Here is a 21,245-nt window from a genome sequence, read left to right as displayed (position 1 = left end):
TAAATCGAAGACAACGCCCAAGCATGCTTTTCGGGAGATGGATTTTGTCAAAAATCGTGTAGGTGTCGAGGTTCAGTTCGGCAAGTATGCTTTCATGGTCTACAATGTTTGCGCAAAGATGACCATCTTTCACAAGAAGAAATATATCGATGTCGGTATCGAGATTGTCCCGATTAAGGAGTTTGCAGACCAAATGTCCACGGGCGTCTCATACTTTGAACAGCTTGTTTGGGATTTAGAGGAACGTGGCGTTGCAGACATCGACATTCCCGTGCTGATTTTGGGAGTTAGCGAATAAGCACGCAGATGCGCGTCATAACAGGAACCGCCAAAGGTCGTCGCCTGAAAGCACCGGAGGGTCTCGGCACCCGCCCAATGCTGGATCGGGTCAAAGAGGCGCTCTTTTCGGTCATTGAAGGATATGGACCGATTCGTGGGCGCGTGCTCGACCTGTACGCCGGCACCGGATCGCTGGGGATCGAATGCCTGTCCCGCGGCGCCGCATGGGCTGATTTTGTCGAACATAAAGTGCACGTTTGCCGGATCATCCGCGAAAACCTGGAACATACCCGACTGGCGGATCGGGCACGCATCTTCCCCATGTCGGTCGAGCGGTTTCTGCGCACTTACGGTCACCGCGAGAAGTATGATATAATCATTATGGACCCGCCCTATGCTGATCCTGCAATTGAAGCGACGATTTGCGCCGTGGACGACGCCAACGTACTGACTGACGACGGTATTCTGATCGTCGGTCATTCGCCGCGCGTCGAACTCAGTGATCATTATCAGCGTTTCCGCCGCCGTAAATTCCGCCGCCTGGGCGACTCGTGCTTTTCGATCTATGAACTGGCGCCGGAGGATGCCGCCTCCGAACATTGACGAGATGCACCAATCCACTGCGTCGCCGACCAGGGTCACTGACTGAACGGCGCAGCAGCCTGCGGATCCGCGTTGCACCAGTGAAGGAGAGAAGGGGTGACGATTGCCGTCTATCCAGGAAGCTTCGATCCGGTCACAAATGGACATCTGGACATCGCTGCGCGCGCGTCGCGCATCTTCGATACGGTGATCATGGCGGTCTTTGATCGCCCCAACAAACAGTTACTCTTCAGCACCGACGAACGAGTCGCGCTGCTGCGCGAGTCGACTCGCCACCTCCCGCGGGTTAAGGTCGATACCTATTCGACGCTGACGGTCGATTATGTGCGCAGTGTCGGCGCGTCGGTCATTGTGCGCGGCATGCGCGCCGTCGGCGACTTCGAGGCGGAGTTTCAGCTGGCGCAGATCAATCAGACGCTCGCGCCCGATATCGACATTGTGCTGTTTATGGCAAGTCATCGGTATACCTTCTTCAGTTCGAGCACGGTGCGTGAAATCGCGTCGCTTGGCGGCGACGTTTCCTGGCTGGTTCCCGGTCCGGTAGTGGATGCGCTGAAGCGCGTCTATGGCAGGAGGTGATGAGCCATCGAACTGGATCAGTTAATCGATGAACTGGAAGATGTCATCGCCGAGGGCAAACGGGTGCCGTTCAGCGGTCGGCTGTTGATCGACGAAGATCGCGTGCTCGACATTATTGACCGCATGCGTGTGGCGGTTCCTGAGGAGTTGCGCCAGGCGCGGCGGATCATCAGTGAGCAGGAACGGTTGATCAGCGAAGCGCAGGAACGGGTGCAGCAGGTGTTGCAGGAACAGGGATTGCTCGAAGCAATTGAGGCTGAACGCGCGCGGTTGCTGGAACAGGCGGAGCGCGAGGCGCGCGCCATCCGTGCAGGCGCCGACGAGTACGCGCGCCAGGTGCTCGAAGAACTCGAACAACGCTTGCTGAAAGTCATTACCAGCGTGCAGAACGGACTACACGAACTGGGTGCAGTGCGCGAACCGCGGGCGCCCGGCAGATAATTCGTCTTGACAGCAAGACGCCGCTGACCTATAATGCAGCCTCTGTCAGCGCAGAGGGCGCTCTCATGCACATGTCAAAACCGATCACCGATTTGAAGTTCAACGTCGCCCAACTGTTGCGCGAGTACGTCGGCGCGTCACGCAGGTACGACTTTGCTGAGCCGGTGCTGCGCCTCGACGATACGCTCGAAATGCGCGGCATGGTCGGTGAGGTGCGGTTTACCCGCACCGCCAGCGGGGTATTGGTCGATGTGCATGCCCGCGGAACGGTGGAGATGGAGTGTGTCCGCTGCCTCAATCCGGCTGTGCAGCCTATCGAGGTGCGCTTCCGTGATGAGTTCCATTCGCGGATCGATGTGACGACCGGAACGCCGCTGCCGCAACCCGACGAGGAGGACCCCTTCTATCTCGATGAGTTGCATATGGCGGACGTCGGCGAGATGCTGCGCGAGTATGTGCTGCTTGAACTGCCTATGCAGCCGCTCTGTCGTCCCGACTGCCGTGGTCTTTGCCCGGAGTGCGGCGCCGATCTGAATGTCGAGCAGTGTTCGTGCGGCAGTTCTGGCGGCGATGAACGGTTCGCTGCGCTGCGCGCGCTTCTGAAGCCAGAATAGTGCTAAGGGTCAATGTGTTATGGGTGCTGTACCAAAAACAAAAGTTTCTCGCCATCGGCGCGGCAATCGGCGGCAACATCAGCGCATCGATATGCCGACACTCGTGCCATGCACGCGCTGCGGTCAGTTGATGCGCGCGCATTATGTCTGCAAGTCGTGCGGGTATTACCGGGGGCGCCTGGTCGTCGAGCCGAAGAGCGAAGCCAGGGAGGAATAATACGTCACGTGCGCGTCGTGCGGGGTTATTGACAGCCATGCCGGCGGGTCAGTAACCCTTTTTTGTATTATCGAGGCGGGTATGGCGAACTTTGCTGCAATTACGGGTTGGGGCATGGCGGTTCCTGAACGTGTGCTGACGAATGCCGACCTTGAGCGGATGGTCGAAACGTCGGACGAGTGGATCCAGACCCGCACCGGTATTCGTGAACGACGCATCGCAGGTCCTGGTGAACATACTTCTGCTCTGTCGATCGCCGCAGGGCGCGCTGCCCTCGCGCGCGCCGGTCTCGACGCGGCGCAGATCGACACGGTCATTCTGGCGACCTGTACGCCGGATCGTCCATTCCCGGCCACCGCCTGCACGGTTCAGGCGGGGGTCGGTGCGCGCCGCGCCGCTGCCTTCGATATCGTGGCGGCATGCAGCGGCTTCGTCTATGGCTTGCAGGTGGCCACCAGTATGGTCCGCAGCGGTGCGGCGCGCAATGTCCTCTTCGTCGCCTGTGATATTTTTACCCACTTCATTAACTGGAACGACCGCAATACGTGTGTGCTGTTCGGCGATGGCGCCGGCGCCGTGGTGCTCCAACCCTCCGACGAACCAGCCGGACTCCTTTCGTGCGTCCTCGGCGCCGATGGCGAACAGGAAGACCTGATGGCGGTCGATGCTGGCGGGACGCGCCTCCCCGCAACGCCGGAACTGCTCGAAGAGGGACGCCAGTATGTCTTCATGAATGGGCGCGAAATCTTTAAGCACGCAGTTCGTGAAATGGCCGCCTCTTCGTTCGACGCTCTTCAGGCTGCCGGGCTTTCTACCGACGATGTTGCGCTGGTGATTCCCCATCAGGCGAACCTGCGCATTATCGAAGCGACTGCCAAACGCCTCGAAGTGCCGCTGGATCGCGTGTTCGTCAACCTCGACCGCTACGGCAACACCTCAGCCGCCAGCATTCCCATCGCGCTCGTTGAAGCCGTCGAGCAGCAGCGGCTGCGCAAAGGGGACTATGCGCTCCTCACCTCGTTTGGCGGGGGACTGACCTGGGCATCGGCGGTGATTCGCTGGAGTGCGGGGTAGCGCCGGTCACCCGTTCCAGATGCGGAAACAGCAGCATCAGCCACGCCGGACGGGTGGGTCTCAAACCTGCCCTGACCTCGCCGTCCGGCAGCAGCGTTTCACCCCTGATACACCGGCACTCCTTCGAGGGTCTCGACGATCAGATTGTCCACCACGGCGTGCAAGTCATTCGTTTCGCGAAACACCGCCAGTTGCCGGTCGGCGCTCGATCCGCCATCGGCGACGTTGAGCAGGTATTCGACTTCGTGGCGGCTGCCAAGTTCATCGACCACCTCATCGACGAAGGCGACCAGTTCGTGCATGAGCGCCTTCGCTTCCACTTCAGCGCGCTTGCCGAAGTCGATCAGTTTGCCATCCAGCCCCCAGCGTTGAGCGCGCCACTTGTTCTCCATAATGACGGCGCGCCGATAGACGCGGAAGGTGGTGTTTTCGGAAAACATCAGATGCAGTTTGACGACCAGCGCCTGCATGAGCGCCGCCAGCGCGATGCACTCGTCCACGCGCGTCGCGGCGTCGCACACGCGAAATTCGAGGGTGCCAAAGTACGGGTGCGGGCGCAGGTCCCAGTAGATCTTCTTCGCATCGTCGATACAGTTCGTCTTGATCAGCAGTTTCACATAGTTCTGAAACTCGGCGGCAGAATGGAAACTCGGCGGAATGCCGGTGCGCGGAAAGTTCGAGAAGAGGGCGGAACGGTACGACTTGAAGCCGGTGTTGCGCCCCATCCAGAATGGCGATGATGTTGAGAGCGCCAGAATATGGGGCAGAAAATAGCGTGCAACGTTCATCAGTTCAATGGCGACCTCATCATCCGGCATCCCGACGTGGACGTGCATGCCAAAGATCAGCAGTTGCAGCGCCAGTTGCTGCATCTCCTCGACGACGCCTTTGTAGCGCTCGAACGGGGTGATCTCCTGGCTCATCCACGACGAGATCGGATGGGTTCCGGCGGAGATAATCGTCAATCCGTGTTGCCGGGCAAGACCGGCAATCGTGCCGCGCAGCCGCACTACTTCGGCGCGCGCTTCCTGGATGGTTCGGCATGGTTGTGTGCCGACTTCCACCATGCTCTGGTGCAGTTCCGGCTTGATCTGCTCGCGCAGGATCATGCGCCCGCGGTCGAGAATCTGTGTGATGTACGAGCGCAGTTCGCGCGTTTGCGGGTCTACGACCTGATACTCTTCCTCGATGCCAAGCGTGAACGGAAAATCGGGCGATGCAGGATTGTACGATGTCAAGGCGCTGCTCCTCTCCCCACCAGAAAGACCGGCGTCGTCGATCCGCCGCCGGCCGTGACATTCAACAGCGTCACCGTCGAAAGACGGCACAAGCACCCATGCACCTCGCCGCCGAACACAAACGGATCGCTGTCCACCAGGCGTCGCCCGATCTGCACTCTGCCATCAACCATCGCAGGGTAATCCTCATAGGCGATGGTCACGCGCTCCTGCACGATCGACGGCGTGCGCAGCGCATCGCCAAGCGCGCGATCCCATGCGTCTGGCGATGTTTCCCAGCCGATAACGACCCCCTTGCCGCCATACTCGTCGTTTGGCTTGAGCACCAGGCGCTCGCGCTCAGTACGCGCAAATGCCATCAAGTCAACCGGTGTCCCGGCGCAGGTTGTCATTTCAGGGCGCACCAGACGTGTCCAGGGCACGTGCGCATTGATTGCAGCGCGCTCTTCAGGTGTAAAGAGATCGGACAACGTTTCGTCGGTCAGAAGCGCAAAGATCGCCTTTTTATGCAGCAGTTTGGCGCGGAAGGAATTAACCATGCAGATCGCACCGTCTGCGTAGGCGCGCATCAGTGGATGGTCGAGCGCCGCATCGCCGTAGCGCACCAGAAGTTCGGCGGTCAACACTCGCTTGTACACCAGATCGATAGGAAATTCAGTTGCTGTCGTTGGCTCAGTTGCCTCAAAGCGCGTGGCAACCAGGCGCCCATCGCGGTACGCCAGATCGTCGGGCGTGCAGATCACCGCTTCGACGCCGTGATTGCGAAAATAGTGTTGGAACAGCACGAACTCTGAGTGCGTCGGCAAACCGCTCCAGTCCAGAATGGCGATCCGCGGCGAGCCTGAGCCACCGAACTGACGCCAGGCGTCGAGGAGTGTAGCGAGCAACCGGTGGCGCGCAGGCAGCGGCGTGATGGCGTAGCGCCGGGCAAACTGCTGCATGGCAGGAAGCGAATTGAACAGTTCCGACAGCACATCTTCATAGGCAATCGCCGCCGGGCTTTCGCCGTTGTACTCGACAAACCGGAGCGACGCGCCATCGAGGGTCAGAAACGTATCCATGCGCGAATGGGCGCTGTGATACGGATAGCCAGGATCGCGCGCCAGCAGCGCCTCTTCCTGTGGCGTCAGCGCGATACGGGAGCGCAGCGTGGCATCCGCCAGCAGCGCATCGCCAAGGCGTTGCAACGCTGCGACGACCAACCCGACGCCCCGTTGCAACAACTCATATTGCTGGTGCGTCAGAAAGCGCGGACGCAGCACCGTAGCGAGCGGCCTGGTCCCGAAGAAGAGACGCCGCTCGCGCTGCCCCTCGGTCAACGCCTCCCATGTTGCGCGCGCAAGAGCCTCATCTTCCAGCAGTGCGTGATAATCAGCAATAGCCTGTTCCAGCATTGGCGCCCTCACGACAGATCATGAACGTCTGTGTCGCCGTTATTGTCTCCACCTCTTGCGGGCGTAGGAGAGCCACACAGCGGATGTCTGGCATCGCGATCCCCTTTTTGCCCTCACCCCCTCCGCAGGAGGGGACAAACGATGGAGCGGCTTGCCAGGAATCGACCTATGTGACCTGCACCCGTCTTCCTCATACGGAAGACGGACATGGCACGGACCACCCTCAGCCCTTCATTACAGCATCACGCGGATTGAGCAAGCGACTCCAATGGATCTCATCGAGCGTCGCCGGACCGGAGAGCGCCTTTGCAATGCACATATCCGCCATCTTCGTCACTGCCCAGCGGAAGAACTTCTCCTTGAGCGACCAATAATCCATATCCGGCGCCGGGTTGGTGAAATCGATGGCGTAGGGCACGCCGTCCTTGATAGCAAACTCGACCGTATTCATATCGTAGCCAAGCGCGCGGCAGAGGGTCAGCGCATCGCGCACCACCCGCTCATGCTCTTCAGGCGTCAGATAGTCCGGTTCATCGAAGTAGCGGTGCGGATACGGCGCACTCACGTCGAACTTCATCACCAGCACATGTTCGCGCCCGATGACCAGGCAGCGTACATACTTCTCCCAGTGGATGAACTCCTGCATCATCATGCATTCGGTGCCGCTCTCGTTGTACGCCGCCCACAGCCCCTGCATATCGTAGACTTTGTAGACCTGCTTGAACCCGCCGCCGGCGTGCGGTTTCAGAATCAGCGGAAAGCCGCCGACATATTCGACATGCTGCTCCCACGGAATGCGCGGCTCCAGATTGCGCAGCGACTCGACGGGATGAATGGCAGGAATGTAGGAATGTGATGGAAGTGCGACGGTTCGGGGATGAGCGACACCAAGGCGCGTGGCAATGGTGGCGCCGGTGAACTTCTCATCGGCGCTCCACCAAAAAGGGTTATTGACGACATGCGTTCCGCCAATTGCTGCGGTTTTGAGAAACGTTCGATAGTACGGCACCTCGTGCGAGATTCGATCAACGATGACCGCATAGCGCGGCTCTTCCGCCATATACGTACCGCTCAATTTGACGAACTCAGCCACGACGCCTGCATTGCGCCGGTTGACTTCCTCGATGAACGCCGGGGGCCAGGTATTTTCCCGCCCAACCAGAATGCCGATTTTCAGGGTCACGCCTCACTCCTTGGGCATAGGCGCGGTGATCAGTCCGCGCCATTGATGTAGATACGGATCATCTGCTGCCAGTAGGGCCAGTCGTGCGCCCAGCCGTCCCACCAGCGCATCGCATGCCAGATACCCTTGCGCCAGAGTGCTTCCGAAAGCGCGGCATTGCTCGGCGCCAGTTCGTCGTCGCGTCCAATCGCCATGATAATATCCAGCCGACGCAGAGCGTCGGCGTACTCTCCCGGCTGCAACCCGCCGATGAACTCGACCGGGTTGTGGAAGTACACCTCCTGATCGTGATAGCCATCCATGAATGAGCGAATGTCCATCAAGCCGGAAAACGCCAGGACGCGGCTGAAGCGCGTCGGATGACGCAGCCCAAAGAGCATCGCGTGGGTTGCGCCGAATGAACAACCGTGAACCATAATGAAGGGATTGGGATTCTGGTGGTGGATAAACGGCAGCACTTCATCGAGAATGTAGTGTTCATACTGATCGTGACGGCGCAGGCGATCACGCGGATGGATCCAGCCGCAGTACCAGCTTTCTGCATCCACGCTGTCCACGCAGTAAAGTTGAATCCATCCCTGTTCGATATGATGCCCCAGTGTGGCAACCATGGCGCGGTCTTCGTACTCGAAGAATCGACCGCGCGATGTCGGGAACACGATCACCGGCGCACCCGCGTGACCAAACACCAGCAGTTCCATCGGTCTGCCGAGCGCCGGGCTTTCCCAGCAATGGTAGGTACGTTGCATGAAAACTCCGTTGTGCGAGGAACGCCACACGCCAGTGCATGGCGGCAGAGAGGTGCGTTACCTCATGGGTGTCTTGTGTGGTTCGCAATGATACCGTAATCGTGCGCTGTCTGTCAATTCTTCGTGCATGTGTGGTACAATCTTCATGCTGCCATGCAGCGCGTTCTCGCGGTGGGCAACGGTGACGACCGCTGTCGCGCTCATCGACAGGCAATGGAGATCACGTCCATCGTGCAAGGAGGGCGCAATTATGCGTGATGATATCACAAACATCGCAATCGAGGATTATCTGGCTGAACTGATGCCGCCGCGGCCGCAGGCGCTGGCGGAATTGGAGCGTCAGGCGCGTGAGCATGGCTGGCCCCTGGTGGGACCGGTGGAAGGGCAGTTGCTCTACCTGCTGGCGAAGATGCATGGCGCGCGCGAAGCACTGGAGATCGGTGTAGCCACCGGGTACGCCGCCATCTGGCTGCTGCGGGCAATCGCGCCGAACGGCGGTCGCCTGACGGCGATTGAGCGCAACCCGGAGCGCATCGCGCTGGCGCGCACCTATGTGGCGCACGCAGGCTACAGCGATCATTTCAATATTATCGAAGGGGAATGGTTCACCACCCTTGAGCGGATGGAAGGTCCTTACGACCTTGTCTTTCTCGACATTCTCCGCCATCTGACGGGCGAACGCGAGTCGTTGCGCGCGCTCGATCTCTGCGTTTCCCGCCTGCGCCCCGGTGGTCTGTTGATCGCCGATAACGCATTGTGCAATGCGCTGGTGCTGGAAGATGACGCAGCGCCGATTGTGCGTGGCATTCAGGAGTTCAACCGTGCAATCATGACTCACCCACAACTCGAGTCGGTTATTGTACCGGTGCGCGACGGCGTGGGCATATGCCGCAAGCGCGATTGAGGCGCCGTTACGAGCAATTCGAGATTGCCGGCGGATGATGCTGCCGTAGGGACGTGAGGATTATCACGCCCTACAGTGGCGTTGCCCGCCCGATGAACGGGCGGCGACCCAGTTCACTGGCGATAATGTGCGCACCCCACAGGATTAATCCGAGCGTTCCGAGCATTCCAATGCTGGCAGCCCACGATTGGGCACGGAGCAGCAGCACGGTGTACAGCGGCGCGCCGAGCAAGCCATGGACCAGTGCGCTCATCAGAAGTGGCGTGGGCAGCACTACTGCCATGAGCATGGGCCAGGCATAGTGGCGCGTGATCAGCAACACTGCCAGCCCTCCGAGCGACACCAGCCCATTCATCAACCCGGCGAGCACGTGGACGCTAATATCGAACGGCAGCGCGCCGCCATCGACGTACCGCCACCAACCAGCGCGCACGCCGATTGTCTCGATCAGGATGTGGTAGAGCGTGAAGAGCACGAACGTCAATGCACCCGTGAAATAGCCAGAACGCCACCAGCGTCGCTGATAGAGGAAAAAAATCACCAACGGCGGCAGCATGATCGTCCAACCCGCCAGGAAGATCATCGTTGGCAGTGGGCGATCCAGCACGCTGAAGAATGGGCTGAGCGACGGATCGTAGGAGAACCCGTACAGGCGCTGCCAGAGGGGAGAAAGGAGTGTGGCGACCAGCCCGGATGCCAGAGCGATCAGATACTGAGGCTGACGATCACGCCACGCGAGCGTGCCTGCAACCCCAAATGCGCCAATCGTAAGCAGCAGAACGCCCGACTCCATCACGCCATCTCGTACTCGCGGATCTGACCGCCAACCAGAGTGAAAAGGCGATCGGTCAACCCATAATCGCGCTGAACCGCGTCGATCTGGATCTGTGCTGCGACACTGCGAAGAATATCGGGATTTTCGTCCCCCAGAGCGATCAGAAAATCGCGGTTCGGGATGCCGATCACCAACTGACCGCGAACACGCTGCGCCCAATCCGCCAGAATATCGGTCAGCAGCAGGCGTGTGGCATCGTACCCATCATTACTGTTGAAGATAAAGAGTCGCTGTTCATCCTCCCCAATCATCGCATACGGGACGCGCTCATCGGTGCGGCGCCGTAGATTACGCAGCGCTGCCTCGTGAATGTCGCGCTCACTTACCCCCCACTGATCGAGATGCTGTTCGTTGATATACGCGACACTCTGTGGTTCGTCCACCACATACGTAATGATGAGATCCGCCAAAAATGGACGATAGACCAGCATCGGCAGGCGACGATCGCGCACGAATACCAGCAGACTGATCGGTTTGAGCATAGGAAAGAGATGCTCGCGCAACACCGCAAAATCACCGCGATCACGCGCCGGGATGTCACGGGTCAACATACTGACCATCGTTTGTACAATGGCATCGAGCCGGGCAGGATCGCGCGCATAAGCGCGATAGAACCGGTCGAGAGAGACAGTGACCTCGTGACCTCGCGCATGCACTATCAGCGAGGAACCCCGGCGCTCACGCACCTCGAGCACGTCGTCGTACAGGCTCAGGCGCCGCTCGATATACGCAGCAAACTGATCCGCCTCCATGAGCGGCGTATCACCATTTCGCATCTCTGCCTCCTTCGTCGAGCCGTCAAACGACGGTTGCACCCTGCCATGCCGCTGTGATCGCGGAGAGCGGAAGATGCACCACCGTGGCGCCGGTCAAGCCGGTGATCTGCACATCCGCTGCTGTCACCACCCCAATCCGCGCGTGCGCATACCCTGCGAGCATCGTCTCGAATGCCGCAGTGTCTGCGGGGCGCACTTCGACCAGGAAGCGGCTTGGCGACTCGCTGAACAGCAGCGTCAGATCATCGTCAACATCGGGGTCACGCGGTACGGTCCGCAGATCCAGGGCCAACCCAAGATTGCCGGCAAGCGCCATTTCTGCCGCTGCAACCCCCAGACCGCCTTCGCTCAGATCGTGGCAGGCGCGCACCAACCCAGCGTCGATTGCCCGGTGCAGCGCTGCCATCAGATGCGGCGCCTGAACCAGATCAACCCTAGGAACTCGCGTTTGCGCGCGAGATACGGTCGCAGCAATGGATGATTGCGGTAAAACATCGAACAGATGCGCACCGCCCAACTCCGCCTTCGTTATGCCAACCAAATAGACAGAGTTGTCCACTTCCTTGAGATCCGACGTCACGGCGCGTCGAATGTCGGGGACCAGCGCCAGCGCCGAAATGAGCAGGGTGGGCGGGATCGGTGTGCGCCGCCCCTCGGCATCGCGGTACTCGTTGTTGAGCGAGTCTTTGCCGGAAATGAACGGCGCGCCATACGCAACTGCGGCGTCGTAACAGCCAGCAGCGGCGCGCACCAGCCCAGCCATGCGGTCGGGCAGACGCGGATCGCCCCAACAGAAATTGTCGAGCAGCGCAGCGCGGGCCGGGTCCGCGCCCACGGCGACCACATTGCGCAACGCTTCATCGACGCACGCAAGCGCCATCCAGTACGGATCGATCCGCCCATAACGCGGGTTGATGCCGCACCCGATGGCAATTCCGCGCATGGACGACGGCAGCGGTTGCAGCACAGCAGCATCGCCAGGACCGTCGCCAATGAGTGGCTTCACGACCGTGCGGCCGCCGACTTCGTGGTCGTAGGTGCGAACGATCGGCTCTTTGGAGGCAATATTCGGATGCGCCAGCAACGCCAGCAGCAGGTTCGAGGCTTCCGTCTCTACGCAATGACCGTCGTTTGTGCGCCGTTGCTTAGACGGTGCGACGCCATACCAGTGCGCCTCCAGCACCCGCTGCGGGCGTCCGTTGTGAAGGAACGACATCGCCAGATCGACGACCAGCATATCGTTGTAGCGTACCACCAGACGACCGGTATCAGTATAGCGCCCAATGACCGTCGCTTCCACATCCTCGCCGGCGCAGAGCGTCAGCAAGTCCGTCAGGCGCGATTGCGGCACTGCCAGCACCATGCGCTCCTGCGCTTCGGAGAGCCAGATTTCCCAGGGTTGCAAACCGGCGTATTTCAGCGGCGCGCGCGCCAGATCCACCTCGGCGCCACACTCCGCCCCCATTTCGCCAACCGCCGACGACAACCCCCCGGCGCCACAATCGGTAATCGCACTGTAGAGTTTCCGGTCGCGCGCCTGAAGGATGACATCCATCATCTTCTTTTCCGTGATCGGGTCGCCGATCTGAACGGCGCTGCCAACCTCTTCAGCCGTGGTGTGGGTCAACTCCGCCGATGAGAACGTCGCGCCATGAATGCCATCGCGCCCGGTGCGCCCACCGATCACAACAATGGCATCGCCGGGGCGAACCGCACGCGGATGCGCGTCACGCGGCGCCAGACCGACGGTGCCACAATATACCAGCGGATTCGCCACATACCCGCGGTCGTAGAGCACCGCGCCATTCACGGTCGGGATGCCAAGTTTATTGCCATAGTCGCGCACACCGGCAACCACGCCTGCCGCAACACGCCGCGGATGCAGCACTCCGGGGCTGAGATCGGCTGATGGCAGATCGAGCGGACCAAAGCACAACACATCGGTATTGGCGATCGGTTGCGCCGAAACGCCGAGCACGTCGCGCACCACGCCGCCGACGCCGGTATTCGCACCGCCGAAAGGTTCAAGCGCCGAGGGATGATTGTGCGTCTCGACCTTGAACGAGACCTCGTAATCATTATCAAACGCCACAATGCCGGCGTTATCGACAAACGCCGAGATCACGGCAAAATCGAGACTCTTCCGCTGTTCAAGCACACGCCGGGTGGCCGCCATGAGAAACGTGCGAATGAGACTGTCAATCTCATCGTCGCGCATCAACCGGTGCAGCGACGGATAGACCTCTGCGGGCAGCGCCGTATCGTCGGCGTCCGGCGGGACAAGATTCTTGTAGATAATGCGACCCTTGAACGTCTTATGGCTGCAATGCTCGCTCCAGGTCTGCGCCAGGGTCTCGAGTTCGCCATCGGTGGGTTCACGCCCTTCACTGCGATAATACGCCTGGATCGCGCGCATTTCATCCAGATCGAGCGACAGAATACCCTCCTGACTGATGCGCATAAGGTCATCGTCCGACGCAGTCGTGATCGGCACACGTGCCACAAACGGCTCGTGATCCGCAGGCGGGTGAAGCAAATGCGCATACCATGCGCGTCGTTCAACCGCGCCCGAACCGGCAGGATAACGCAACGCCGTCTGGATCAGGTCATTGTACAGGTCGCGCTCATCACCCGGTTGCGCCACTCGATAGCGGCGCAGCGTCTTGACCATGTTTAGCCCGCCAATGCCAAGGCGAGCAGCGCCACTGCGCACACTCTCCGCCTCATTATCGGTCACACCGGGGCGATAGGCAATTTCGACCAGGAACACACCTGCAACACCGGCGACCGGCTCATCGTCCAGGTTATCGATCAGCGTCCAGGATGCTTCCTGCACCACCGGATCGTGGAGCAGATCGGTTGTCATGCGTGCGACCGCAACGCCATCGAGATCGCCATCGAGCAGGAAGAGATGATCCGGCTCAGCAGGATCATGGCGTGAGCAAACAGTGACAAGATAGGCAGGCATAAGGTTTAATGAAGCACAATCGCTTCGCCATTGGTAACGGCGCCATCGGGACCGGCGAGGCGCAACGCAGCAATGGCGACCTCCTCCGGCGACATAGCGCGTTGCTGACCGCCGCGCGACAGCAACGCCTCACGCGCCTCTTCCGGCGTGCGACCGGTCTTCGCCGCCAACGCATTGATCGCCTCCGCCATCATATCGGTGTCAACCCAGGCAGGGCAGATAGCATTCGACGTAATATGGTACCGTTGCAGCTCGAGCGCCAGCGAGCGCGTCAGACCAAGCAGACCGTGCTTCGCAGCGCTATACGCCGCCGAGAAGGGCATCCCAACGAGCGATGCCATCGATGCGATATTAATGATCCGCCCGCCGCCGCGCGCGATCATATCGGGAACAATCGCCTTGCAGCAATAATATGCCCCGTTGAGATTCACCTGAATGACTCGCTCCCAGAGCGCATCATCGGTATCGGTTAACTTGGCGCTATAGGTGACCCCCGCGTTGTTCACCAGAATATCAAACGGACCAAGCGCCGCGCGCGCCGTACTGACGGCGGTGTAGACCTGCATTGCATCGGCGACATCGCATGTGACGGCAACCGCACGCCCACCACGCTGCTCAATGATAGCGCACACCTCGTCAAGCGCCTCCCGATTGCGCCCGGCAACAGCCACCGCCGCACCGGCGCCGGCGAACGTCAACGCAATCGCCCGGCCAATCCCGCGCCCGCCACCGGTAATGAATGCTGTCTTCTCATTCAACGTACTCATCAGCGAACCTCACTGCCTCATCGTTCACACACAACCTTCGAGCCGTTCAGGAGTTCGATGGCATCTGTAGTCTACCGCAGCGTTCGTATGCGGTCAAACTGCATAACAGCGCAGGGCATTGTACCATTTCTTTCCGCACATTTTCTGCACAGCAAACTGCATCACATTGCACCACATTAAGGGCTTGTAAAATCGTCGGGCATGGAGTATACTACTTCTACCGCCCTGACAGAGTAACTCAGCAAAGGGCATGCACTCGAACAACCCGATGTACCTGCACCCGGCAAGCGATAGTACTGCAAAAGGCTGTCGTAAGCTGAGGGAAACGAGAGATTTTGGATCTACTCGGGGAGACCAGCAAATACGCGCGGTATGAGAAAACCGTTGCGCTAGGAGCCAGGTGCAGCGCTTCGAGATGGTTACGGTAAGGCGAGAGCGTACCATATCATCTCAAAGATCAGCGATGTCGTGATGTCTCACCAAAGAGCATGCGAAGCAGCTGGTTGAAGCAGTCGGGTTCAGTAAAGGCAAACCGTGCTGAGTGAAAAAGTCAGGGCGTTCTCGCTTAATTGACAACCTCTCATCCGCCATCCGCCGACTGCCGCGTACAACTTCAATCCCCCCCACCTGCAACGCACCACGTGCGACGCGCAACGTTCGCACAGACGCGCGCCGGGGCACGTCGGCGGCGCCCCCCGACAGACACCGGGCTTTCTCACGTTCAACGTGTGGAACCTTCAATCTCCAACGTACCACCTATCCTCGCACAGCACCCGCGCACCACCGGCGCGCCATGCTAGAATGATGGCGATGACGACGCTGAAGACGACAATAACGACGGATTTCGGACCACCCCAAACCGTCTCCCGTCCGCTCCCCGGCGGTATCTGGGCTGCGGTCCGGCACGGCGTTGCTGCGTCGCCCACCCCAACAGTCCAGGTATATGCGCTCATTCGGAAACGGATTACTCACCGGTCAGTATCAGACCCTCTGTGGACCATCCTGCGCGACCGCACCGATCCGGCAAAGTACCGCCCCCATGCCATTCCCGACGTTGCCGCCGATCCGGTGAGCGAAGGCGATCAGACGCTCTATATCGTGCGCAGTCCGCGTGGCAATTATATTCGCCTGACCGAAGCGCAACACGAGGTCTGGCGTGCAATGGATGGCACGCGCACCGTCTCCGAACTTGGGCTTGCCGCCTTCCGTCAGCATGGGCTGATCCTGCCGATTGGCGAACTGGTCGCCGGTCTCAAGGCGGAAGGTTTGTTGTTCGACCAGCCAACTGGCATCTATCGCGCCATCAACGACGCGATTACCAGAGGGACGACCGGCGCCTGGAGGCGTCGCTTGCGATGCATCCTGACCGGCGCAACGCTGGCGCTGCCCGGCATCGACGCTTTCTACGATAGGGTGTATCGTTGGGGCGGCAGATTGCTCTTTACTCGCGTTTTTGCGCTCCTCGCCGGAATGATCGCGCTCATTGGCATCATCACGTTTGGGCTGGCAATGAGCAGCGGTTCGGAAACATATGAGGTCATTCGGCTGAACGACTCGGTGACGCTGGGGCTGGCGGCGCTCTGGGCAGTCACCCTGCTATCCTTCGTGGTGCATGAGAGCGCGCACGCACTGGCGGTCAAGCATTTTGGACGCACTCTGACTCGCGGCGGCGTGATGCTGTACTATGGCTTGCCTGCCGCTTTCGTCGATACCAGTGACATCTGGCGCTCGCCGCGCCGTGCGCGCGTCATGGTATCGGCAGTCGGTCCTGCGGCAGACCTGCTGGTCGGCAGTCTGGCAGCAATTGCCGCTTACCTGTTGCCGGATACTCCTGTTGGCGCAATTGCTTACAAACTGGCGTTCACCAGTTTTGTATCGAGTGTGTTCAACCTGAATCCGCTCCTCGAACTCGACGGCTACTATATCCTCGTCGATCTGCTGCGGATGCCGGACCTTCGGCGTTCGGCGCTGGCATATGTGCGTGGTCCGCTGTGGGAAAAACTTGGCGCCCACCTGCGCATGCGCTCGACACACTGGATGCAACGCATGGGCAAACGTCCCCCGGCAACGACGCTCAACCTCGATGAGCGCACATTGCCGCTTAGCCGCAAAGAACGCATCTACGCGATCTATGGTGCAGCCACGACGCTCTATACCTTTCTGGCGATCATCGGTGCGGTATGGTTCTGGCAGCAACAGATTCTCGAGCCAGCCCTGGAGTTGTTGCGCGGCATCTGGTGGCAACGACTGATTGGCATGGCACTGATCCTGACGGTCGTTCTCCCGGCAGTCATAGCCATTCTGCTTGCGTTCTGGGAAGCGGGGCAGACCATGGTCGGCTGGTTGGTTCGACGCGGATATGGGCGTCAGCCTGGGCTGCTCGCTGCTGTTGGGGTCTTGCTGGCATTGATCGCATCACTGGCGGTCATTGGAACCAGAGACGGTCCGTGGGGATGGGTCGCCCTGGCGCTCGGACCGGCGCTCTGGATTGTAGCGCTCAATGCGCTGCTGGCTATTCGGACATACTATCGCGGCGCGACTATCTATCCGGCAGTACTGGCGCTGGTTGTGACCACGACGCTTGCCGGGATGGCCGGTATTGCGCGAGCGCTGCCGTTGCCGCCCGGCATCTGGGTCATCCTCGATGGTCTGGCGTTCGTTGGATTGCTGGTCGCGGGGTTTACCGTGCTGCTCGATGCGGACCTGCGCACGACACCGTTGCACGAGTTGCTGGGAACAGCCATTTTGTTGATGATAGCCTTTGCCATCGGCGGGGTAGCGCTCTTCAGCGTCCAGACCGTCTATCCGACGACAGGCGCATTAGCGTGGCTGGCAATGGCGGCGCCAGCCTACTTTGGCGCGCTGGCGCTGGCGCTGCTGCTTCAGCACCTGTTTGGGCTGGCAGACTCGCGGTTAATCTGGTCATGGGCGCTGCTCTGGGCAAGCACCCTGGTGAAAACCGCCGGTTACATCGCCGACTTGCGCGGAGACGGGCTGGCGCTCGATGTGCTAGGAGCGGGATTGTGGACGACGGCATGGCTGGTGCATGGGGCAATCCTCCGTCACCTGACACTGCGTGAGTTCCACTGGGAGCACATTCCGAGCATGAACGAAAGCGACCGTCTGGTGCGCGCATTCCAGTTGACCTACTGCGGTTGTTATCGGTTGCTGCACTCGGTGTACGGCGAACGACGCGCGCGCGCCCTCGATGATCGAATGGACATTCTGGCAGCCACGGCAAACTGGGAAATCACCCTGGATCATGAGCAGGCGCGAATTGGGCAACAGGTCACGACGTTGCCCATTGCTGTGCAGGGCGCACGGTTTGCCGAAGTATTGCGTTACACAGTCGCCGAGATTGAGCAGATCGCAGGCGCTGCATTTGCGCGGCGCTGTATTCAGGCGGCATACGATGCGCTGCCCTGGCCCGAACGTGAAACAGCCAGCCGGCTCTGTTTTCCCGACACGCCATGGGCGCGTGAGTTGTCGAGTTCGTTCGGCGATATGCGTGCTGCACGCCTGCGATTGCTCCGACAGGTTGATATTTTTCTGCATTGCGACGACGACGAACTGGAAGCGCTGGTTGCCAGCGTCATCGAGCAAACGCTTGCCGGCGGCGCGACCGTGCTGCGCGCCGGCGCTGCGGCGCCGGGAATCTGGATCATCGAAGCCGGTGAGGTTGTTGCGCGGCGCGGGGAGCGTATTGTTGCGGAACTCCATCGCGGTGATGCGATCGGCGCGGCAGAGGTGATGGGCAACACACCATGCGCATACACCTACCGCACGACCATGACATCAAGCCTGCTCTTTTTGCCAGCCGAGGAGTTCTTTCATCTCACTGCCGGCCGCGTACCGCATGCCACAGCCGGTCTGGAATTGACTGAGGTGCTCCGCCTGCTGGAACAGGTGCCATTGTTCGCCGACCTCCCACGCAACACGCTGCGCGGTCTGGCAGCGATTGCAGAACAGCACACCTACCCTGCGCGCACGGTCATTGTGCGCCAGGGCAGACCCAGCGGCACTTTTTTCATTATTCGCAAAGGAACAGCAGCAGTCGTCCGGCATGATTCATCCGCCGCCAACGAAGGGCAATCGCGCGCACGCCTGATCGCGCGCCTGGGACCACAGGAGTTCTTCGGCGAACTCGAACTGCTACGCAACGCTCCACCGGTAGCAAGCGTCATCGCCCTTACGTCGCTCACCACGCTAACGCTGCCGCACGCTGCAATCCAGGCATTGGTGCACAACGACGGCAGCGTATCACGACAACTGGAACGGATCGGTACCGGAAGGCTCAAGGCGCTAGAGAGCAGGTGAAGGACCACATCAAAGCGAATGCTCACACGAGCCTGATCAGGTGATAATGTCTGCGCCCTTTGCGCAACACGATACACTGTCCATCGATGCTATCGTGGAGCGTCAGCCGACGCCCCACATCGGCGCTCTGGACATTGTTGATATAGATGCCGCCACCTTCGATAGCGCGTCGCGCGTCGCTCTTCGAGGTAGCGATGCCACAGCGCACCAGCGCATCGATCAGGCTCATCCCGTCACCTTCGAGGTCCTGGCGCGGAAGCGTAATCGAAGGCACATCCTCGAAGATATCCGCCACATCATCGGCGCTGAGGCTTGCCAGCGACCCGCCGAAGAGCGCCTGCGACGCCTCCTCGGCGCGCGCCAGCGCTGCTTCGCCATGCACCATGCGCGTCACCTCGCGCGCCAGGCGCTGCTGTGCAGTGCGGCGCTCCGGTTGCCTCGCCGTGATCTGTTCCAGTTCTTCGATCTCGGCAGCGCTCAACCAGGTAAAGTAGCGCAGATACTTCCCGACATCCGCATCATCGACGTTGTACCAGAACTGGTAGAACCGGTAAGGCGACGTGCGCTTCGGGTCGAGCCACACCGCACCCGACTCGGTCTTGCCGAACTTTGTACCGTCCGCCTTCGTCACCAGCGGGTAGACCAGCCCATACGCCTTCTGCCCTGACGTGCGACGGATCAGTTCAATGCCGGCCGTGATGTTCCCCCACTGATCGCTGCCGCCTGCCTGGAGTTTACAGCCATAGTGTTCGAAGAGATAGGCAAAATCGTATGCCTGGAGGAGCATGTAGCTGAACTCGGTAAATGAAATGCCGGTTTCACTCATCATCCGTGAGCGCACCGAGTCCTTGGCCAGCATGTAGTTGACCGTCAGATGCTTGCCGACATCGCGCAAAAAGTCCATGAGCGACAGGCGCGTCAGCCATTCGGCGTTGTTGAGCAGCATCGCCGAATGGTCGCCAGCGTTGAAGTCGAGAAACTGAGCAAGTTGGCGTTTGATCGCCTCGACATTTGCCGCGACCTGCTCTTTGCTCAGTAAGGGACGTTCCTGCGTTTTGCCGCTCGGATCGCCTATCAGACCGGTGCCGCCGCCAGCCAGTGCAATCGGCGTATGCCCCCAGCGCTGGAAACGCGCCAGGGTGAGCAGTGGCAACAAATGTCCGATGTGCAGACTATCGGCGCTGGGGTCGAAGCCGATGTAGAGCGTCACCCGTTCGCGCTCCAACAGATCGTCCAGACCGTCGCTGCTCTCGTAGAGCAGCCCGCGCCAGCGGAGTTCGTCAAGAATTGTTGTCATAGCACTGAGAACCAGGGATTAGGGGTTAAACACTTTGCCCCTCGTGACTCTTGCCTCACGCCTCACGCCTCGCGCCTCTCCACAAATGCGAGATAAATCTCGCGCTACGCCACTGTCGGGACCCTCTTACCTCTTGCCTCTTGCCTCGCGCCTCTTGCCTCGCGCCTCGCGCCTCTCCACCAATGCGAGATAAATCTCGCGCTACGCCATTGTCGGGCCCCTCGTGCCTCGTGCCTCTTGCCTCGCGCCTCGCGCCTCGCGCCTCGCGCCTCTCCACAAATGCGAGATAAATCTCGCGCTACGCCACTGTCGGGACCCTCTTACCTCTTGCCTCTTGCCTCGCGCCTCGCGCCTCGCGCCTCTCCACAAATGCGAGATAAATCTCGCGCTACGCCACTGTCGGGACCCTCTTACCTCTTGCCTCTTGCCTCGCGCCTCGCGCCTCTTGCCTCGCGCCTCTCCACAAATGCGAGATAAATCTCGCGCTACGCCACGGTCGGGACCCTCTTACCTCTTGCCTCTTGCCTCTTGCCTCGCGCCTCGCGCCTCTCCACAAATGCGAGATAAATCTCGCGCTACGCCACGGTCGGGACCCTCTTACCTCTTGCCTCTTGCCTCGCGCCTCGCGCCTCTTGCCTCGCGCCTCTCCACAAATGCGAGATAAATCTCGCGCTACGCCACTGTCGGGACCCTCTTGCCTCGTGCCTCTTGCCTCGCGCCTCTTGCCTCTTGCCTCGCGCCTCTCCACAAATGCGAGATAAATCTCGCGCTACGCCACTGTCGGGACCCTCTTGCCTCGCGCCTCTTGCCTCTTGCCTCTTGCCTCGTGCCTCGCGCCTCGCGCCTCGCGCCTCGCGCCTCGCGCCTCTCCACAAATGCGAGATAAATCTCGCGCTACGCCACGGTCGGGACCCTCTTGCCTCCTGCCTCTTGCCTCTTGCCTCGCGCCTCTTGCCTCGCGCCTCGCGCATCTCCACAAATGCGAGATAAATCTCGCGCTACGCCACGGT

Annotated in this window: 18 protein-coding genes; 9 read left to right on the top strand and 9 right to left on the bottom strand. The window is 60.3% G+C overall.

Features of this window, described 5'->3' with window-relative positions; translation table 11 throughout:
• Nucleotides 1-37 precede the first annotated feature (37 nt).
• The 7 genes from RCAS_RS25590 to RCAS_RS09250 all read left to right on the top strand — a co-directional run bounded on the left by RCAS_RS25590 (nt 38) and on the right by RCAS_RS09250 (nt 3,807).
• A complete protein-coding gene (locus RCAS_RS25590; RefSeq protein ID WP_198136022.1) occupies nt 38-298 on the top strand; it encodes a BglII/BstYI family type II restriction endonuclease in 261 nt (86 codons plus the stop codon).
• Between the two features lie 8 nt (nt 299-306).
• Complete coding sequence (rsmD, locus tag RCAS_RS09270) at nt 307-882, top strand: 16S rRNA (guanine(966)-N(2))-methyltransferase RsmD (protein WP_012120325.1); 576 nt, start codon at nt 307-309, stop codon at nt 880-882.
• Nucleotides 883-978: 96 nt separating this feature from the next.
• Nucleotides 979-1,461 (top strand): pantetheine-phosphate adenylyltransferase, encoded by a 483-nt coding sequence (gene coaD / locus RCAS_RS09265; protein ID WP_012120324.1) that lies wholly within the window; start codon nt 979-981, stop codon nt 1,459-1,461.
• A 63-nt stretch (nt 1,462-1,524) separates the two neighbouring features.
• The gene (locus RCAS_RS09260) at nt 1,525-1,902 is read left to right on the top strand and encodes a hypothetical protein (protein ID WP_012120323.1); all 378 of its coding nucleotides are present in this window, start codon (nt 1,525-1,527) and stop codon (nt 1,900-1,902) included.
• Nucleotides 1,903-1,967: 65 nt separating this feature from the next.
• Entirely contained in the window at nt 1,968-2,516 is a 549-nt protein-coding gene (locus tag RCAS_RS09255; protein ID WP_012120322.1) for a YceD family protein, read from the top strand.
• A 19-nt stretch (nt 2,517-2,535) separates the two neighbouring features.
• A complete protein-coding gene (rpmF, locus tag RCAS_RS23890) occupies nt 2,536-2,733 on the top strand; it encodes a 50S ribosomal protein L32 (protein ID WP_012120321.1) in 198 nt (65 codons plus the stop codon).
• 81 nt (nt 2,734-2,814) lie between these two features.
• On the top strand, nt 2,815-3,807 hold the full coding sequence (locus tag RCAS_RS09250; RefSeq protein ID WP_012120320.1) for a beta-ketoacyl-ACP synthase III: 993 nt from the start codon (nt 2,815-2,817) through the stop codon (nt 3,805-3,807).
• Nucleotides 3,808-3,905: 98 nt separating this feature from the next.
• Here the strand turns inward: RCAS_RS09250 and RCAS_RS09245 are convergent, their stop codons facing one another.
• The 4 genes from RCAS_RS09245 to RCAS_RS09230 form a co-directional block, all read right to left on the bottom strand.
• Entirely contained in the window at nt 3,906-5,045 is a 1,140-nt protein-coding gene (locus tag RCAS_RS09245; protein ID WP_012120319.1) for a carboxylate-amine ligase, read from the bottom strand.
• The gene (locus RCAS_RS09240; RefSeq protein WP_012120318.1) at nt 5,042-6,439 is read right to left on the bottom strand and encodes a hypothetical protein; all 1,398 of its coding nucleotides are present in this window, start codon (nt 6,437-6,439) and stop codon (nt 5,042-5,044) included. The genes RCAS_RS09245 and RCAS_RS09240 overlap by 4 nt, the downstream gene beginning before the upstream one ends.
• A gap of 223 nt (nt 6,440-6,662) precedes the next feature.
• Nucleotides 6,663-7,622 (bottom strand): ATP-grasp domain-containing protein, encoded by a 960-nt coding sequence (locus RCAS_RS09235; protein WP_012120317.1) that lies wholly within the window; start codon nt 7,620-7,622, stop codon nt 6,663-6,665.
• A gap of 29 nt (nt 7,623-7,651) precedes the next feature.
• The gene (locus RCAS_RS09230; RefSeq protein ID WP_012120316.1) at nt 7,652-8,371 is read right to left on the bottom strand and encodes an esterase family protein; all 720 of its coding nucleotides are present in this window, start codon (nt 8,369-8,371) and stop codon (nt 7,652-7,654) included.
• 250 nt (nt 8,372-8,621) lie between these two features.
• Between RCAS_RS09230 and RCAS_RS09225 the strand changes: the two genes are divergently transcribed.
• Entirely contained in the window at nt 8,622-9,275 is a 654-nt protein-coding gene (locus tag RCAS_RS09225; RefSeq protein ID WP_012120315.1) for an O-methyltransferase, read from the top strand.
• A gap of 70 nt (nt 9,276-9,345) precedes the next feature.
• Here RCAS_RS09225 and RCAS_RS09220 read toward each other — a convergent pair whose 3' ends face one another.
• From RCAS_RS09220 to RCAS_RS09205, 4 genes are read right to left on the bottom strand one after another with little or no spacing between them, the layout of a single operon-like run.
• Nucleotides 9,346-10,068: a hypothetical protein gene (locus tag RCAS_RS09220; RefSeq protein ID WP_012120314.1), complete on the bottom strand. Its 723-nt coding sequence runs from the start codon at nt 10,066-10,068 to the stop codon at nt 9,346-9,348.
• Nucleotides 10,068-10,886, bottom strand: a complete 819-nt coding sequence (locus RCAS_RS09215; RefSeq protein ID WP_012120313.1) for a DUF1444 family protein — start codon at nt 10,884-10,886, stop codon at nt 10,068-10,070. The genes RCAS_RS09220 and RCAS_RS09215 overlap by 1 nt, the downstream gene beginning before the upstream one ends.
• Nucleotides 10,887-10,908: 22 nt before the next feature.
• The gene (purL, locus tag RCAS_RS09210; RefSeq protein ID WP_012120312.1) at nt 10,909-13,854 is read right to left on the bottom strand and encodes a phosphoribosylformylglycinamidine synthase subunit PurL; all 2,946 of its coding nucleotides are present in this window, start codon (nt 13,852-13,854) and stop codon (nt 10,909-10,911) included.
• A gap of 5 nt (nt 13,855-13,859) precedes the next feature.
• Nucleotides 13,860-14,621, bottom strand: coding sequence for an SDR family NAD(P)-dependent oxidoreductase (locus RCAS_RS09205; protein ID WP_012120311.1), 762 nt, complete (start codon nt 14,619-14,621; stop codon nt 13,860-13,862).
• An 810-nt stretch (nt 14,622-15,431) separates the two neighbouring features.
• Between RCAS_RS09205 and RCAS_RS09200 the strand changes: the two genes are divergently transcribed.
• A complete protein-coding gene (locus tag RCAS_RS09200) occupies nt 15,432-18,938 on the top strand; it encodes a cyclic nucleotide-binding domain-containing protein (RefSeq protein ID WP_232280219.1) in 3,507 nt (1,168 codons plus the stop codon).
• A 22-nt stretch (nt 18,939-18,960) separates the two neighbouring features.
• On the opposite strand, the gene tyrS is transcribed toward RCAS_RS09200, so the two are convergent.
• Nucleotides 18,961-20,235, bottom strand: a complete 1,275-nt coding sequence (tyrS, locus tag RCAS_RS09195) for a tyrosine--tRNA ligase (RefSeq protein ID WP_012120309.1) — start codon at nt 20,233-20,235, stop codon at nt 18,961-18,963.
• Between the last annotated feature and the right edge of the window lie 1,010 nt (nt 20,236-21,245).

This window comes from Roseiflexus castenholzii DSM 13941 (genome assembly GCF_000017805.1).
GTDB lineage: Bacteria > Chloroflexota > Chloroflexia > Chloroflexales > Roseiflexaceae > Roseiflexus > Roseiflexus castenholzii.
This window is presented reverse-complemented; position numbering and strand designations above follow the sequence as displayed.

Coding starts and splice junctions, on each gene's coding strand:
- RCAS_RS25590 (WP_198136022.1), top strand. CDS start 38: ATGGATTTTGTCAAAAATCGTGTAGGTGTCGAGGTTCAGTTCGGCAAG.
- RCAS_RS09225 (WP_012120315.1), top strand. CDS start 8,622: ATGCGTGATGATATCACAAACATCGCAATCGAGGATTATCTGGCTGAA.
- RCAS_RS09240 (WP_012120318.1), bottom strand. CDS start 6,439: ATGCTGGAACAGGCTATTGCTGATTATCACGCACTGCTGGAAGATGAG.
- rpmF (WP_012120321.1), top strand. CDS start 2,536: ATGGGTGCTGTACCAAAAACAAAAGTTTCTCGCCATCGGCGCGGCAAT.
- RCAS_RS09255 (WP_012120322.1), top strand. CDS start 1,968: ATGCACATGTCAAAACCGATCACCGATTTGAAGTTCAACGTCGCCCAA.
- purL (WP_012120312.1), bottom strand. CDS start 13,854: ATGCCTGCCTATCTTGTCACTGTTTGCTCACGCCATGATCCTGCTGAG.
- RCAS_RS09200 (WP_232280219.1), top strand. CDS start 15,432: ATGACGACGCTGAAGACGACAATAACGACGGATTTCGGACCACCCCAA.
- RCAS_RS09220 (WP_012120314.1), bottom strand. CDS start 10,068: ATGGAGTCGGGCGTTCTGCTGCTTACGATTGGCGCATTTGGGGTTGCA.
- tyrS (WP_012120309.1), bottom strand. CDS start 20,235: ATGACAACAATTCTTGACGAACTCCGCTGGCGCGGGCTGCTCTACGAG.
- RCAS_RS09250 (WP_012120320.1), top strand. CDS start 2,815: ATGGCGAACTTTGCTGCAATTACGGGTTGGGGCATGGCGGTTCCTGAA.
- rsmD (WP_012120325.1), top strand. CDS start 307: ATGCGCGTCATAACAGGAACCGCCAAAGGTCGTCGCCTGAAAGCACCG.
- RCAS_RS09230 (WP_012120316.1), bottom strand. CDS start 8,371: ATGCAACGTACCTACCATTGCTGGGAAAGCCCGGCGCTCGGCAGACCG.
- RCAS_RS09215 (WP_012120313.1), bottom strand. CDS start 10,886: ATGCGAAATGGTGATACGCCGCTCATGGAGGCGGATCAGTTTGCTGCG.
- RCAS_RS09205 (WP_012120311.1), bottom strand. CDS start 14,621: ATGAGTACGTTGAATGAGAAGACAGCATTCATTACCGGTGGCGGGCGC.